This window comes from Saccharopolyspora sp. NPDC050389 (assembly GCF_040655595.1).
Taxonomy (GTDB): Bacteria; Actinomycetota; Actinomycetes; order Mycobacteriales; family Pseudonocardiaceae; genus Saccharopolyspora.
This window is the reverse complement of sequence record NZ_JBFAKG010000016.1, coordinates 33,012-47,757: the sequence shown is the minus strand read 5'-3', so window position 1 is coordinate 47,757 and position 14,746 is coordinate 33,012. Positions and strand designations below refer to the sequence as shown.

At 70.7% G+C, this 14,746-nt stretch carries 16 protein-coding genes; 8 read left to right on the top strand and 8 right to left on the bottom strand.

The window, feature by feature from the left end:
- Window positions 1-85 precede the first annotated feature (85 nt).
- Entirely contained in the window at window positions 86-520 is a 435-nt protein-coding gene (locus AB0I53_RS12890) for a nuclear transport factor 2 family protein (RefSeq protein WP_358600925.1), read from the top strand.
- On the top strand, window positions 517-1,323 hold the full coding sequence (locus AB0I53_RS12885) for an NAD-dependent epimerase/dehydratase family protein (protein ID WP_358600922.1): 807 nt from the start codon (window positions 517-519) through the stop codon (window positions 1,321-1,323). Before AB0I53_RS12890 ends, AB0I53_RS12885 begins: the two co-directional genes overlap by 4 nt.
- On the opposite strand, the gene AB0I53_RS12880 is transcribed toward AB0I53_RS12885, so the two are convergent.
- Window positions 1,268-1,867, bottom strand: coding sequence for a phosphatase PAP2 family protein (locus AB0I53_RS12880; protein ID WP_358600919.1), 600 nt, complete (start codon window positions 1,865-1,867; stop codon window positions 1,268-1,270). The two genes, AB0I53_RS12885 and AB0I53_RS12880, sit on opposite strands and share 56 nt — an antisense overlap.
- Before the next feature lie 38 nt (window positions 1,868-1,905).
- Between AB0I53_RS12880 and AB0I53_RS12875 the strand changes: the two genes are divergently transcribed.
- The 4 genes from AB0I53_RS12875 (at window position 1,906) to AB0I53_RS12860 (ending at window position 5,292) form a co-directional block, all read left to right on the top strand.
- A complete protein-coding gene (locus AB0I53_RS12875; RefSeq protein WP_358600916.1) occupies window positions 1,906-3,417 on the top strand; it encodes a histidine kinase in 1,512 nt (503 codons plus the stop codon).
- An 8-nt stretch (window positions 3,418-3,425) separates the two neighbouring features.
- Complete coding sequence (locus AB0I53_RS12870) at window positions 3,426-4,079, top strand: response regulator transcription factor (RefSeq protein ID WP_358600913.1); 654 nt, start codon at window positions 3,426-3,428, stop codon at window positions 4,077-4,079.
- A gap of 236 nt (window positions 4,080-4,315) precedes the next feature.
- Window positions 4,316-4,474, top strand: a complete 159-nt coding sequence (locus AB0I53_RS12865; protein ID WP_165968279.1) for a hypothetical protein — start codon at window positions 4,316-4,318, stop codon at window positions 4,472-4,474.
- On the top strand, window positions 4,471-5,292 hold the full coding sequence (locus tag AB0I53_RS12860) for a glycosyltransferase (protein WP_358600910.1): 822 nt from the start codon (window positions 4,471-4,473) through the stop codon (window positions 5,290-5,292). Before AB0I53_RS12865 ends, AB0I53_RS12860 begins: the two co-directional genes overlap by 4 nt.
- Window positions 5,293-5,299: 7 nt before the next feature.
- On the opposite strand, the gene AB0I53_RS12855 is transcribed toward AB0I53_RS12860, so the two are convergent.
- The 4 genes from AB0I53_RS12855 to AB0I53_RS12840 all read right to left on the bottom strand — a co-directional run bounded on the left by AB0I53_RS12855 (window position 5,300) and on the right by AB0I53_RS12840 (window position 9,312).
- On the bottom strand, window positions 5,300-5,944 hold the full coding sequence (locus tag AB0I53_RS12855; RefSeq protein ID WP_358601168.1) for a response regulator transcription factor: 645 nt from the start codon (window positions 5,942-5,944) through the stop codon (window positions 5,300-5,302).
- A gap of 2 nt (window positions 5,945-5,946) precedes the next feature.
- Window positions 5,947-7,140, bottom strand: coding sequence for a histidine kinase (locus AB0I53_RS12850; RefSeq protein ID WP_358600907.1), 1,194 nt, complete (start codon window positions 7,138-7,140; stop codon window positions 5,947-5,949).
- A gap of 42 nt (window positions 7,141-7,182) precedes the next feature.
- A complete protein-coding gene (locus AB0I53_RS12845; RefSeq protein WP_358600904.1) occupies window positions 7,183-8,496 on the bottom strand; it encodes a glycosyltransferase 87 family protein in 1,314 nt (437 codons plus the stop codon).
- A 210-nt stretch (window positions 8,497-8,706) separates the two neighbouring features.
- Window positions 8,707-9,312: a phosphatase PAP2 family protein gene (locus AB0I53_RS12840; RefSeq protein WP_358600901.1), complete on the bottom strand. Its 606-nt coding sequence runs from the start codon at window positions 9,310-9,312 to the stop codon at window positions 8,707-8,709.
- Between the two features lie 249 nt (window positions 9,313-9,561).
- On the opposite strand from AB0I53_RS12840, the gene AB0I53_RS12835 reads away from it, so the two are divergent.
- Window positions 9,562-10,113, top strand: a complete 552-nt coding sequence (locus AB0I53_RS12835) for a chorismate mutase (protein ID WP_358600898.1) — start codon at window positions 9,562-9,564, stop codon at window positions 10,111-10,113.
- A 159-nt stretch (window positions 10,114-10,272) separates the two neighbouring features.
- Here AB0I53_RS12835 and AB0I53_RS12830 read toward each other — a convergent pair whose 3' ends face one another.
- Window positions 10,273-11,103 (bottom strand): NAD(P)H-binding protein, encoded by an 831-nt coding sequence (locus AB0I53_RS12830; protein ID WP_358600895.1) that lies wholly within the window; start codon window positions 11,101-11,103, stop codon window positions 10,273-10,275.
- Between the two features lie 147 nt (window positions 11,104-11,250).
- Here AB0I53_RS12830 and AB0I53_RS12825 point away from each other — a divergent pair, with 147 nt between their 5' ends.
- Entirely contained in the window at window positions 11,251-12,165 is a 915-nt protein-coding gene (locus AB0I53_RS12825; RefSeq protein ID WP_358600892.1) for an LLM class flavin-dependent oxidoreductase, read from the top strand.
- Between the two features lie 404 nt (window positions 12,166-12,569).
- Here the strand turns inward: AB0I53_RS12825 and AB0I53_RS12820 are convergent, their stop codons facing one another.
- Window positions 12,570-13,841 (bottom strand): erythromycin esterase family protein, encoded by a 1,272-nt coding sequence (locus tag AB0I53_RS12820; RefSeq protein ID WP_358600889.1) that lies wholly within the window; start codon window positions 13,839-13,841, stop codon window positions 12,570-12,572.
- Window positions 13,842-13,971: 130 nt separating this feature from the next.
- Complete coding sequence (locus AB0I53_RS12815) at window positions 13,972-14,745, bottom strand: DUF5701 family protein (RefSeq protein WP_358600886.1); 774 nt, start codon at window positions 14,743-14,745, stop codon at window positions 13,972-13,974.
- Window position 14,746: the final 1 nt, after the last annotated feature.

The window sequence follows — 14,746 nt, the reverse complement described above, 5'->3', positions numbered from 1 at the left end:
GGGGCGGACCGGCCAGCCACGGACCGCGGATCCGGGGCAAGCGCGGACCTGCTCCGCCCGCTCCCGGGCGACGAGCCTGGACGTCGTGGAAGCGAACCAACTCTTCGAGCAGGCCCTCGACCTGCTGCTGGCCAAGGACATGGACGGGTTCGTCGACCTGTTCGCGCCCGACTGCACCTTCGAGTTCCCGTTCGCGGCGGGCACGCCCGAGCGCCTCAGCGGGCGGGAAGCGCTGCGCGAATACCTGGCGGACTACCCGCAGAAGCTGGACATCGCGGGCTTCCCGTCCGTGATCGTCCACCAGACCACCGACCCGGCCACGATCATCGCCGAGTTCACCGCGCGCGGCCGGACCGTGGCGACCGGCGCGGACTACGAGATGCGCTACGTCGCGGTGATCGTCGTGCGCGACGGCGCGATCGCCGGCTACCGCGACTACTGGAGCCCGGTCATGGGCGCCAAGGCGCTCGGGGCGCTCGCCGACTTCGTGACGGCGCTGGGCAGCGAGGTGCGCGCGTGACCGTGCTGATCACCGGCGGTACCGGCAAGACCGGCCGTCCACTTGCGACATTGCTGCGGGAGCGCGGGATCGCGGTGCGGATCGCGAGCAGGCACCCGGCCGACGACCCGGACCACGTGCGCTTCGACTGGTCCGATCCGGATTCGCAGCGGCGCGCGCTGGACGGCGTCGACCGCGTCTACCTGGTGCCGCCGGTCGGGATTCTCGACCCGATGCCGCAGGTCGGGCCGTTCTTGGCGGCCGCTGCCGGGCGGCGGATCGTCGCGCTCGGGTCGTCCGCGATGATGTCGAACGCGCCGGGGCTGGAGGAGTACCGCTCGCGGATCGCGTCGACGCCGGGCTGCGCCGTGCTGCGGCCCACCTGGTTCATGCAGAACTTCACCGCCCGGCATCCGGTGGCCGACGGCATCCGGGAACGCGGCGAGATCGTGACCGCCACCGGTTCGGGGCGGCTCGGCTGGATCGACGCCGCCGACATCGCCGCCGTCGCCGCACACGCGCTGACCTCGGCCGATGTGGCCGACGAGTACCTGCTGACCGGCCCGGAGGCGTTGAGCTACGGCGAAGCCGCGGCGATCATCTCGGAGGTCACCGGGCGGCCGGTCCGGCACCGGGACATCACCACGGACGAGCTGGCCCTGCGACTTTCCGCCGAGCTGCCCGCGGACTTCGCGGCGGGATTGGCGGCCATGGACGCGCACATCCGGGCAGGCGGCGAGGCCGGCACGACCTCGACGGTCCAGGACGTCACGGGGCGTCCGCCGCGTTACTTCCGCGACTTCGTCCGCGCGGAGCTCGGCTAGGCGCTTCGGGTCGTGAGTGGTCGTTCCGGTTCTTACCGGCATAACCACTCACGACTCCCAGGGCCGCGCCGAGGAGGAAGCCCGCGAGGACGTCGTGCGGGTAGTGGACTCCGATGAAGACCCGGGAGAAGCCTTCGATCAGTGCGAGGAGCACCACGATCGCCGTGATGCGCCGCCACAGCATCGACAGCGCTACCGCGAACGCCGCGGCCGCCGCGGAGTGGCTGCTGGGCAGTGACCAGGCGCTCACCTCCGCGCAGTTCTTGATCGTGCCTCCCGGGATCGCCATCGCCCGGCACGGCCGGTCCTGCTGCACGATGTTCTTGATCAGTTCGCTGAACAGCCATGCCGCCCCGGCCGCCAGCAGCGGCGCGAACAGCACCGGCAGCCGCCGGTCCACCCGCCACCACGCGAGCAGCGTCAGCACCGCGAACGCCGCCAGCAGCGCCTGGGTGCCGAACAACGCGAGGACGTGCACCCAGCCCGGCGTCGCCGTCCCCCACTCCGCGATCGTCCGGTACCACTCCACGCTCGGTTCCAGCATCAATCCGACATTACCGACCTGCCGGTAGCGTCGATGCGGTGAAGGTGCCGATGCGGGACGTGCTGTGGTGGCTCGCCCTGTCCACTCCCGTGCTGCTGGTCAACCTGGTGGCCGCGACCGATCCGTTGAGCGGCTGGGAGATCGCACTCGGCGTCGGAGTGGTCGGCATCACCGTGGCGCTGCGCCGAACCCGGCCGCTCGTGGCCACCGTCATCGCACTGGCCGCCTGGGCCGGCGCGATGATCCCCCGGCCCGACGCCGGCATCGTCGCGGCGTTCGCCTTCACCGCGGTGCTGATCGCGACCAGCTACTCCGCCGGATTCCGGGTGCGCAGGCACCGCGACGCGCTGATCCGGCTCGCGCTGGCCACCGGCGTGCTGTCGCTGCTCGTGCTCGTGCTGGCGCACGACGTCGGGGCCTGGCTGGTGACGCTGATCGGTGCGCTGCTTTTCTCGCTGATCCCGTGGCTGCTGGGGCGACACCACCAGAAGTACCGGGCGCTGGTGCGGGCCGGCTGGGAGCGGGCGGAGCAGCTGGAGCGGCAGCAGCAGATCGTGGGCGAGCAGGCGCGGCTGCAGGAACGCACCCGGATCGCCAGGGACATGCACGACCTGCTCGGCCACCAGCTCAGCCTGGTCGCGCTGCGGATCGGCGCGCTGGAGGTGGCGCCCACGCTGGACGCCGGGCACCGGGACGCGGCGAACCAAGCGCGGGTCGCGGTGACCGGCGCGGCCGAGCGGCTGCGGGACGTCGTCGAGGTCCTGCGCGACGACGACGCCCCGGTCACCGGCGAAAGCGTCGCGGAGCTGGTCGAGCAGGCGCGAGCCGCCGGGATGCCGGTGACGTTGACCGAAACCGGCGAGGTGGCGCAGTCGATGCGCGCCCGGGCGGTGTGCCGGATCGTGCAGGAGGCGCTGACCAACGCGGCGAAGCACGCGCCGGGAGCGGCCGTGACCGTCGAGGTGCGGCACACCGCCGACGAGAGCGAAGTGTCGGTGGCGAACCCGCTGGCCGGTGGTCGCGGGCCGGTTTCGAGCGGCGGGTACGGCCTCGTCGCCCTCGCCGAGCGGGTGCGGGTGACGGGCGGAACCTTCCACGCCAGCTCAGAGCACGGGCGGTTCCTGCTTTCCGCGCGGATTCCGCAGGTCGCGCAGGCCATCGCGGCTTCGGAATCCGCCGCGCACCTAGCTCGGGCAGAAGGTCAGGTGCGCAGCAGCCGCAACGTGGCGGTCGCGGCGGCGACGGCGAGCGCTGTTGGGCTGGGGTTGCTGACGGCGGGCATCACGGCGTTCGACACCATTACCTCCGTGCTGCCCTCGGCGGCCTACGACCGGATTCAGGTCGGGCAGTCGCGGTCGTCGATCGAGCACCTGTTGCCAGGGCGCACGCGGATCGACGACCCGCCCGACGGCGACCCGCCTCGGCCGCCCGGTGCGAGCTGCGCTTACTACAGCACGCACCACAATCCGTTCGACGAGCGGCGCAGCGACCTGTACCGGCTGTGCTTCCGGCAGGACGTGTTGGTGGGCAAGGAATTTCTGCAGCGGTAGGAGGAGACGTGCGGCTGGTGCTGGCCGACGACGAGGCCATGGTTCGCGCCGGGGTGCGAGCGATCCTGGCCGCCGACCCGGACATCGAGGTCGTCGGGGAGGCGGCCAACGGGCGGGACGCGGTGGAGCTGGTGCGGCGGCACCGGCCGGCGGTGGCGCTGCTGGACATCCGGATGCCGGGGCTCGACGGCCTCGGTGCGGCGGACGAAATCCGCCGCGTGGCGCCGGAAACCGCGGTGCTCATCATGACCACGTTCGACGAGGACGCCTACGTCACCCGGGCGTTGCACGGCGGCGCCAGCGGATTCCTGCTCAAGACCGGTGATCCGCGGGAACTGCTGCTGGGCGTGCGGGCGGCGGCCGAAGGCGGCGCGTACCTCTCGCCGCCGGTGGCGCACCGGGTGATCCGGCAGCTGGGCGGGCCGCGGCTGCAGCAGGAGATCGCCGCGCGAGAGCACGTGGACGCGCTCAGCGACCGGGAGCGCGAAGTACTCGCGCTGGTCGGAGCCGGGCTGTCGAACGCCGAGATCGCCCGCCGGCTGCACGTCGTGGAGGGCACGGTGAAGGCGTACGTGAGCGCCGTGCTGGGCCGGTTGGGCGTGAAGAACCGGGTGCAGGCCGCGATCCTGGCCTACGAAGCGGGCCTGGTGGAGCGGTCCTAGCGCCGTGTCGAGCAACGTTGAACGGGTAGTCGAGGACGCTGGCGTTTTCGCGCGAAATCGCCGGGGCTCGGCCAGGGGGTCGGGAGTGGGTGGCCGAAAGGACCAACGCGGGTAGCCAGAAGTTCCCCGAACCGGGCCCAAAGACCGCAGGATCCGGGCCGACCGCCGCATAGCTTTTCCTCCGAGGGCACCGACGAAGTCGGCGCCCGGCAGGCACCGCCAGAGGGAGGAAAGTCATGCGACGCGGAGGAACGGCCCTGTCCGTGGCCGCGGGAGTCGTGGTCCTCGGGACGGCTCTCCTGCTGCGCGGTCTGGCAGTGGAGATCGCGTACCAGGACCCGACGCGCGGCCGATGGGCACCGCCGCACCGATCCGGCTCCGAGGACCGACCGTGAGCCCGCGCGAGCAGTTCTCGCTGCTGCTGCCGGTTTACGGCCGCGACGACGCCGCGCTCCTGCGGGAGTCGTTCCACAGCACGGTGTCCGCGCAGACGAGACCGCCGGCCCAGGTCGTCCTGGTCCGGGACGGTCCGATTCCCGAGGCGCTGCGCCGGTGCGTCGACGAACTCGCCGCTACCAGCGCGGTTCCCGTCACCCGCGTCGACCTGACCCGCCATCGCGGGCTCGGCGTCGCGCTCGACGCGGGCCTGGCGGCCAGCGACCACGACATCGTCGCGCGCATGGACGCCGACGACGTGGCCGTGCCGCACCGGTTCGCGCGGCAAGTTCCTCTCGTCGAGGCGGGTGCCGATCTCGTCGGATCGGCCATGCTGGAGTTCGAGGGCGACCCCACCAGGGTCGTCGGCCTGCGCACGGCGCTGGTCGACGAGGACCGGATCGCCCGGCGCGCCCGGTTCCACGACCCGTTCAACCACCCGACCGTCGTCTACCGCCGCAGTGCGGTCCTCGACGCCGGCGGCTACGGCGATTTCCCGCTCATGGAGGACTACCGGCTGTTCGCGCGGATGATCGCCAACGGCGCGCGCAGCACGAACCTTGCCGAGCCGCTCGTCTACTACCGGGTGGACACAGGCGCCTATGCGAGACGAGGTGGTTTCGCCCTGCTGCGCCGCGAACTTCAGCTGCAACGCGAGTTCCGGCGTCACCGGTTCACGAATCGCGCCCAGTTCCTGCGGAACGTGCTCGTGCGCTGCGGGTACCGCCTGGTTCCGGAGCGGGCGCGCCGAGCCTCCTACCGCCGGATCATCGCCTGATCCCGCATCACCGCACGATGCCGTGTTCCCAGGCCCACGCCGCTATCTCGACGCGGTTGCGCATCATGAGCTTGTCCTGGATGCGGGCGAGATGGCTCTTGATGGTGCTCACGGACAGGAACATGTCGGCCGCGATCTCGCTGTTGGTCCAGCCGCGCGCCACCCGGACGACGATCTTGCGCTCCTGCATGCTCAGCTCGTCCGCCGCGACACCGCCGCCGGGCACGTTCCAGTGGTTGAGCTGCTCCAGCAGGCGCACCGTGATCGACGGGGAGACCAGCGACTCGCCGTCGACGGCGGTGCGGATCGCCTCCGCGAGCAGCCTCGCCCCGGAGTTCTTGAGCACGAACCCGTTGGCCCCGGCGCGCAACGCGCCATAGACGTACTCGTCGAGGTCGTAAGTGGTGACGACGACGATCCGGGTGCCGGAGAGCTCCGGTCGGGACCGGATCTGCCTGGTGGCCTGCAGACCGTCGATGTTCGGCATCCGGATGTCCATCAGGCACACGTCGGGCTTCAGCCGCTGCACCAGCTCGACGGCTTCCACCCCGTCGGCCGCCTGCCCGAGCACCGAGATGTCGCCCTGCCCTTCGAGGATGAGCTGGAACCCGGTGCGCACCATCTCCTGGTCGTCAGCGATCACTACCGAAATGCTCAAGCCAACCCCTGCCGTCTTGGTATCGAGGCGGCCAGCTCCCAGCCGCCTTCCGGGCTCGCCCCGCTGGTCAACTCTCCGCCGAGCTCGGTGACCCGTTCGGACAACCCGATCATGCCGAACCCGCTCGGGCGGAAGCGCCCCAGGCCGCCGCGCGCGCCGTTGTCCCGCACCCGCACCGTGACGCGGTCACCGACCGCTGCGACGAGCACTTCCACCCGCGTCGCCGCGCGGGCGTGCTTGCGCACGTTCGTCAGCCCCTCCTGCACCAGCCGCTCGACCGACTTGATCAGTTCCTGCGGCCAGGAAGCGGCTTCGAGCTCGTCGGGCAACTCGACGTGGACCAAGCAGCCGGTCAGGACGAACTCGTCCACCCGCTGCCGCACCACCCCGATCCCGCGCGTCGCGTGCATTTCAGGCGCTGCTTCCCGGTCGCGCAGCAACCTGACCATACGGTTCATCGCGACCAGGCCGTCCTGGCCGGTCCGCTCGATGTTGGCGAAGAGCTTGCGCCCGGTGTCCGAATCGCCCGTCTCCTGCCCGGCCTGGGCCTGCACGACGATGGCGGTCACGTAATGCGTGACGTGGTCGTGCAGATCACGCGCCAGCTCAAGCCTTTCCGACTGGCGCGCCTGCTCGGCGGCGAGGACGCGACGGCCCGCCTGGAACCGCTGGTACACCGCGAACACCCCGATGAGCAAGAGCAACCAGGGCAGCAACAAGACAACGCCGCCGCCGGGCCCAGTCTGCTTCGAGAGCACAGAATCCCGGGTGAACAGTGCCATCAGCGCAGCCAGGTCGAGAACCCCGAACAGCGGCAACTGCCAGTAGGGCAGGTGGCGGCAGGCCAAAGCCCATAGGACCAACAGGGAAGTGCCTTCGAGCACGCCTGGAACGTCGGAGTACGGCGGATCCGACTCCGAGGTCGGGAACGCAATGAGCGCGAAGGAACCGGCAGCTACCAGGCAAGCGAGTCCGAAGGGGCGCAGCACCCGCCCCCGTCGGCACTCGATCGCGACGTTCCAGGTGAGGCCGAGCGCGGCGAGGTCGGTGGCGAGCCGGAGGCTGTGCAGCGATCCGCCTTGACCGAGGTAAGCGTCCGCGAGCAGCAGAACGCCCGCAACGCAGAACGTCGCGACAGTCCACTTGGTGACGCGCAGGCGCTCGGCCCGGGCGGGAAAGCTGGGTCTCACTGCCCGCACGGTAGTCCCCGCTTCCATTGCGGACTTCGTCCTCTAGGACAGTTCGGGATGGCCGATTGGTCCTTTCGGCCGTTCGGCGACGATGCGGGACCGCCGCAGATGCAGCGATGTGGAGATCAGCGTGGCGGCGAAGAGCAGCACGTAAATGTTGCCCATCACCCAGCCCGCGGGTCCGGACACGTCGTGGCCGGTCTGGCCGGGAGGTGGAACGCGGAACGCGGGCACGAACGTCAGAGCCACGAGCAGCGCGGGCGGGGCCCAGATCAGCAGCCAGGCTCGATCGGTCGAGCGCAGCACCTGGTCGCCCGCGAACACCACCAGCGGCACGACCCAAACCCAGTGGTGGCCCCAGGACCAGGGCGAAACCGCCGCCGCGCACAGCCCGAAGAGGGTGACCGCGAGCAGCCGCTCGCCCTGGCGGTCGGCTCGCGCCGCGAGGGCGATCGCGCGGGCCACGAGCAATCCGGCCACACCGACCCACAGCACCTTGGTGTCGCCGGTGTGGCCGAAGAGCCGGATCAGCAGGCCGTTCAGGGAAACGTTCTGGGCGGCTCCGGGGTCCGGCCAGATCCTGCTCGAATCGGCGAACAGACCGGTCGGCCAGAACTTCGCCGAATCGGCGGGCAGTGCGGCGAAGCCGAGCGCGACGGTGCCGAGGAAAGACACCGCAGCCACGCTCGCCGCCCGGAACCGGCGGGTCACGACCAGGTACGGCAAGAACAGCAACGGGGTCAGCTTGATGCCCGCGGCCAGGCCAATCCCGAGTCCCTTGGTCCGGCACCGGTCGTCGCGCAGCGCGTCCCACAAGACGATGGCCAGCACCATCACGTTGACCTGGCCGACGTAGAGGGTGTGGTGGGCGGGTTCGAACCCGAGCGACCCGCAGGCCACCAGGAGGGTCAGCACCAGCGCGGTACGCCGGTCCCGCAGGCCGACCGATCGCCACGACCACCACGCGCAGCAGCCGAGCAACAGGCAGTTGACCAGGATGAACACAACTTTCGCGGCGCCCATCGACAGCGGCGCCAGCGGCGTGAACAGCAGGGCCGCCAGCGGCGTGTAGACGAAGTGCAGGCCGTCGACCAGTTGCCGGTCGTACAGCGGGATTCCGTCGAACACCGCCCGTCCGGCCGCGTGGTAGACCTCCAGGCCTACCGGGTCCGCCCACCAGGCCCGCACCGCGACCGCCAGTCCGCAGCCGCACACCAGCAGCACGAAACCCCAAGCCAGGTACGGCCGTTGCAACGCCCAGCGCAGCAGTGAGCGGGGTTCGTCGTGCGCGCTGCGGGAGGCGACGGGACATTCCAGCACCTGCTGCCGAGCGCCCGCGGGGTCGTGGCGTTCCATCCCACGGTTATCGCAGCGCGGCATCCGCTCCGTGGTCAGCCTTTCGGCCACCACGTCCGGCCGAACGGATGGACGTCATCGGGGGAATTCGTTCTTTGGTACCAACCGACCGGACGCGCCGGGCCGGACGATCCACATCGGACGTTCTGGCCGCGCGCGGCGGGGCGCTTCACAGGATTTCGATGGGGTCCGTGATCCACCGGCTCCTGTTCAGCGGCGTTGTGCGGCTGGCCGGCGGATCGTCGTGGTCAGCGCGGTCGTCAGGGCCATGCCCGCCGCGGCGACGATCGCGCCGAGCAGGAGGCCCGCGATCACATCGTGCGGGTAGTGGACGCCGACGAAGACCCGCAGGAATGCCTCCAGCACCGCGAGCAGGGCGACGATGGCGGCGAGTCGGCGCCATGCGACAGCCAGGCCGACTGCGGCCGCTGCGGCGATGGTGCTGTGGTTGCTCGGGAACGACCAGTCGCCCGGTTCCGGGCACTCCGCGATCGTCGCGACGATGTTGCGGACCTCGCGGCACGGCCTTTCCTGCTCGACGAACGTCTTCGTCACCTCGCTGATCGCGTAGGCGAGCACCGTGACCGCCGGGGCTGCGAACGCGAGGACGCGCAGTCGGCGGTCGGCTCGGCGGGTGCGCCAGGGATTCGCCAACACCAGCGCGCCGAACACCAGGATCACCGCCTCCGTCGCCACGTCCGCCAGCGCCTGCACCCAGCCCGGCGCGTCGTGGGCGAGGCCCGTGACGGCCCGGTACCAGTCGATGCTGATATCCGGCACGTCCTCGATCTCGTTGGTGGCCAACGGCAAACTCATCGATCCTCCGCATCTGCTCGCAACGCGGTCGACGGTATGGATCGCAGAGATGCCCGGGCAGTGGTCTTTCGGCAGCGGCCGCCCTTACTTTCGGCAGAATCCCGACACTGCCGCTACGGATCGTGATCCGGGTTGCGCGTCGGTGTGGTCGTGTTCGGTGAGATGGTTGAAAGTTGCTGTCTTCGTTGGCGTTTCGGCGGTCGGTGCGCAGTACCCTGGCGCGGCTGGATCGTCGATCAGGAGGTTCTGGTGCGTTCACTGCTTCTCGCCGGCACCATCATCGTCGCGCTCGCATCCCCGGCCTACGCCGGCGAACGGGAGTCGCTCGATCCGCTGCTGCGGTCGGCCGCCGAGCGCGTCACCACATCGGATCAGGTCGCCGCGGCCAAGTGGGGCACCGGCCAGGCGATCGACGACCCGGTGCGGGAGCAGCAGGTGCTCGACGTCGTCGCCCGCAAGTCGCTGGAGCTGGGCATCGACCCGGAGGAGTCGAAGCGGGTCTTCCGGGATCAGATCGAGGCCAGCAAGCTCGTCCAGCGCGCCCTGCACGAGCGGTGGGCCGCGAACCCCGGCGAGCGGCCGGTGGAACGTCCGGATCTGGGCGAGATCAGGCCGATCATCGACCGGTTGAACGACGAGATCCTGCTGGAACTGCGCGACACCCGGCAACTGCGCGACCGGCCGTCCTGCGACGGCCACCTGACCAGCGCCTTCCACCACACCAGCGCCGACCTGCGGCTGAACGGCCTGCACCGCCTCGGCCTCGTCCGAGCGGTCCCGTCGATCTGCACCGGCTCCTGACCCGGCGCCCTCCCACGTCCCCGGTCCCGAGGTCCCCGGTCCCGGCGTCTCCCGGGTCGGCGCTCTCCCCCTGGGTCGGCTCAGACCGGCGCTCCGACCACAATTCCAATGGAAATCAGAGGTCCGGGTTCCATTGAAACTGCGGGAATTCGCGGGACCTCAGTGGAAGTCGGCGATGTGGTCGTCGACCCATTCCCGGAAGGTCCGCGCCGGGCGGCCGGTCACCTGCTCCACGTGCGGGGACACCGGCTCCGGGTCGTGGGAGATCTGCTCCCAGTAGTCGAGGGCCCCGTCGGCGAACGAGGCCGGCCAGCCGTTGTCCAGCAGTTGGCGCCGAGCGGCACCCCGGGAGATCTCCTCCCAGCGCAGCCGGCGGCCGATGGCTTCGCCGATCGTCCGCAACTGCTGGCTCTGGGTCGACACCTCCGGCCCGGTCAGGGCGTACGTCGCCCCGCTGTGGCCTTCGTCGACGAGTACCCGCACCGCGACGTCCGCGATGTCCTTCTCGTGGATCAGCGGTCGGGCTGCCGCGCCGTACGCATCGCGGATCACGCCCTCGGACCGGATCGCGTCGGCCCAGCCCAGCACGTTGCTGGCGAATCCACCGGCGCGCAGGAAGGTCCAGTCCGCATCGGAAGCCTCGATGAGCCGCTCCAGCTGCGTGTGGAACACCTCGTCGTCACCCGCGCTGGTGGCCGACAAGTAGACGATGCGCCCGGCCCGCTTCGCGATCGCGTCCACGACCGGCGGCGCGAGCTCCGCCGACAGCAACGGCCAGACCAGGAACACCGACCCGACTCCATCGAGCGGCAGCGAGTCCGGGGCCGTCACGTCGCCTCGGACCACCTCCACCCCGTCCGGTGCCGCCACCTCGGCCGGGTCGCGCGTCGTCATCGCGCGGACCTCGACGCCCTCCTCCAGCAGCCCCGCGACGACATGCCTGCCCACCTTGCCGGTCGCACCCACCACGAGAACCTTGCCGCCGCTCATCCTCAGAACCCCTTCGCTCGACTGGCACGAACGCTAAGAGTTCGACATAACTAGAAGTCAACACCGCATCCGACGGCTTGACCTCTAGCGTGCTGGAGGTTCGATGCTTGGGACCAGCACTGATCCCGTGACCCTCGGGGGCGAACAATGCCGGTGGAAGTCGGAATCTTCTTGCCCAGCGCGGTGGAGGCAGAGATCCGGGAGGCGGCCTACCACGCCGTGGACGCCGAGCTGGACGCCATCTGGAGCGGCGATCACCTCGCCAACGGAGTTCCGTCGCTCGACGGAATGCTCGCGCTGGCCACGGCGGCTGCCGTGACCGAGTGCATCGACATCGGTTTCGCCGTCTACCTGCCCGCGCTGCGCCCGCACGTATGCGCCGCCAAGCAGATCGCGACGCTGCAACACCTCACCGGCGGCGACCGCCTGCACCTCGGCATCGGCGTCGGCGACCACGACAGCGGCTACGCCGCCGTGGGCCTCGACGCCGCTACGCGCGGCCGACGCACCGACGAGTTCCTGCAGCTCCTTCCGTCGCTGCTCGCCGGCGAGCCGACGGCGCTGCCGCACGGCGCGACCGCCCAGCTCGCCCCGGCTGCCGCCGTGCCGCCGCTGTGGATCGGCGGCTCCGCGCCCGCCGCGCTGCGCCGCGCGGCTCGCTTCGGCGACGGCTGGTTCGCCGAGCTGCACACGCCCGAGGAGATCCGGACGAACGCCGAGCGGCTGCGCGAGCTCGCCGAGCAACACGGTCGCCAGGCGCCGCACCTGGCGATCGCGATCCAAGGCAGCCTGGTCGAGCGCCCCGATGACCGCGCGCACGACCGCTGCGCCGAGAATCTGGCGGAATCCTTCGGCATTCCGGTCGATGAGGCCCGCGACCGAGTCGTCGCCGGGACTCCGGAGCAGGTCGCCGAGCAACTCGCGGCGTACGCGGAGGCGGGCGTGGAGAAGATCGCGTTCGCCGTCGACGGCGACTGGCACGACTCCTGCGATCTGCTGGGCCAAGTCCGGCAGATCCTCACCCCGGGCGGGCGCCCGAAGTGCTCCCGATCGTCGAAGTGACGCCTCCGCCGAGGCTCCCGATGTCATCCGCCTGAAACCGGCCCCTCACGAGCCGATTGCGGAATCGGCTTGCGCGGCGGTGCGGGAAGCGCCCCTGCGGGAGTTGCGGCCGCCGCCCGGGCCCGATTCGTGCACATCCAGACGACGACCGAGAACCCGCAACCGAATGCCCGCAAAGGCTCGCTATCTCGACCCGGCTCGCGCCTACGGAGATCACGGCTCCGAAGGCTCGAAATCCGGGCGACCTCCGGAGGAAGCGCGTGGGCTCGTTGGCGAGATCCCGCGCTACGGGCGCGGATCCTGACGACGCGCGGAGCACATCTCGGACTCGCCTACTGCCTGATCACGCTCCGCCAGATCCACTTGTCGGGTCGGGGCTCATGCGCAGCCACCGGGTCCGGCCCTCACCCGAGGGCATTGGTGGCGACGGTGGAGGTTCCGGTGTTGAGGACGGCGTCGAAGGCGTCGAGGACCGGGATGTGCAGGTAGGCGCTTTGCAGCCGGGTGCGGTCGGGGTGCGTGGCGCCAGGAGTCTGCGGGCCGGCCTGGCGGAGGTCGGCGAGGCTGAAGCCGAGGCCGGCGTCGGCGAAGGCGGCTTCGATGCTGCCCGGCTCGGGCTGCTCGAGCGTCGTGTTCTCGACGGTGAACCCGAACGGCGCCGCCTCGTCGGGTTGCATGTCCGCGGTGTGCCCGGCGGTGCTGGTCAGGCCGAGGGCGAAGTACTCCTCGCCCAGGGAGTTGTGCAGGTACTGCCCCATCGGCAGCGCCGTGAGGTGACCGCCGAAGGAGATCGGGGACTTCAGGATGTGGGCGTTGTGGGCCGCCAGCACGACGCGGGTTTCAGGTCCGAGCTGCTCCAGGTGCCACCGGAGCGACGCGGCCATGGACTGGTCCCGGGCTGAGGGGTCGGCGGTCAGGCCGCGTCCGGCGAAGAGGTCGGCCATCGCGCGGAACGAGTAGTCCGCGTGGCATGCGACTTCGAGGCGTCGCATCGCGATGTCGTATTGCCGCTGGTCGCCGCGGGAGACGTAGAGCGGTTCGACGGAGCGGAAGCGGATCAGCAGGCGCGACAGGAGCGCGCTGAGGGCGTCCTGTTCGGCGGCGTCCAGGCGTGCCCACCTCGGTGCGGCTGCGGACGCGGAGGGGCCGGCGAACGATTCGGCGATCCGCATGGCCTCCTTGACCGCGGGGAGGACTTCGGGGTCGATCTCGCGCAGGTAGTCGGCGACCGGAGCCAGGACGGGCAGCAGGGAGCCGCCCGCCGCGGGGATGTCGACCCCGGCGAACCGCACCGGCCGGGCGGCGGTGCGGTTGTACCGGCGCATCCAGCGCAGGGGTTCGCCGACTCCCACGGGGATGGTCGAGGCGAGGTGGGCCGACAGGTCCTCGTCCGCGCCCTCCCCCTGCGCCCAGGCGTCCAGCGCATGGCCTTCGCTGAAGCCGAATTCGAAGGCCAGGACGGTGAATCCGCAGCGTTCGACGAGGAAGCGCAGGATGCGCTGGCGCATGGCGGAGAACTCGTCGATGAAGTGGGAGTTCTCGCCGACCGCGACGACCCGGGCCGTGCCGATCAGATCGCGCAGCGGCTCCAGGTCGTCCAGCGGCGCCTCGGGGTCGAGGTGGGTGAGCGGGGTGGCGTGGTCGCGAAGCCAGGCGGCGAAGGGGGAAGAAGGCATGGGACGGCTCGATTCTCGGTGCAGGGTGGTGAAGGGCGTCGGCAGGGAATGGTTCACCGGCCCGATGGCGGCTGTTCCGCCAGTTCGGCGACGTGGGAGCACGTCGCAGGATCCGCGCAGGCGTCGGGGGCTAGATCTCGCGGCCCGCAGCGGAGGCGAAGCCCAGCCAGGTGTGGCGGTTGGCCCACCAGCACCAGCCGACCTTCGGGGCGTTGCGCCGCTCTCGACCGTCCCGCCCCGTGCCGTTGCTGATCCACAGGGCCGGAGTGCGGGAGTCGAAGGCGCCGTTCTCCTTGCGCAGCCGGGAACCGATGGTCATGAAGCAGCGGTTGCGTTCGAGAGCCGCCGGCTGCTGGAGCACCCAGTGGATGCCCTCGGTGAGCAGCAACGGGGTACGTCCCTCCTCGCCGAGGGCGGGCAGGGCCTCCTCCGGGCTCCAGTTGGCCATGCCGTCACCGCGGTCGAGGCCGGTGACGAGGTACAGGGGAGCGTCGGGCAGGTCGACGCCGCAGGGTGTGAAGCGGTCGACGTCGGACATGTCGGTGACGACGAAGCCGGGCTTGCCGCCGTGGCGGAGCAGGGGTGCGATAGCGGAGGCGGGAGCGCGGTCCGGGTGGATGGCGAGCAGGGCGCCGCTGCTTTCGTCACCGGCGTTCTCGACGAAGGCGCGCACATCGTCTGCGGAGATCCCCGCGAGCTCGTGCACCCCCAGCTCGATCAGGCACTCCGCCTGTGCGGCGAGAGGAGGCAGAGCGGCGGGCGAGCTGATGGTCAAGGCACTCCTCGGTTCGGGGTTCGGGGCGATGAAGCTGAGCGTGGTGACCGGCAAAGCGGTGCCCCTCATCGGCGCGGGACGCGGACTGTCGTCGACGGCGAGCGGGGCGGTACCGGCGTTGATCTGCAAG

Coding starts and splice junctions, on each gene's coding strand:
- AB0I53_RS12845 (WP_358600904.1), bottom strand. CDS start 8,496: ATGGAACGCCACGACCCCGCGGGCGCTCGGCAGCAGGTGCTGGAATGT.
- AB0I53_RS12825 (WP_358600892.1), top strand. CDS start 11,251: ATGCCGGTGGAAGTCGGAATCTTCTTGCCCAGCGCGGTGGAGGCAGAG.
- AB0I53_RS12880 (WP_358600919.1), bottom strand. CDS start 1,867: ATGCTGGAACCGAGCGTGGAGTGGTACCGGACGATCGCGGAGTGGGGG.
- AB0I53_RS12830 (WP_358600895.1), bottom strand. CDS start 11,103: ATGAGCGGCGGCAAGGTTCTCGTGGTGGGTGCGACCGGCAAGGTGGGC.
- AB0I53_RS12820 (WP_358600889.1), bottom strand. CDS start 13,841: ATGCCTTCTTCCCCCTTCGCCGCCTGGCTTCGCGACCACGCCACCCCG.
- AB0I53_RS12840 (WP_358600901.1), bottom strand. CDS start 9,312: ATGAGTTTGCCGTTGGCCACCAACGAGATCGAGGACGTGCCGGATATC.
- AB0I53_RS12865 (WP_165968279.1), top strand. CDS start 4,316: ATGCGACGCGGAGGAACGGCCCTGTCCGTGGCCGCGGGAGTCGTGGTC.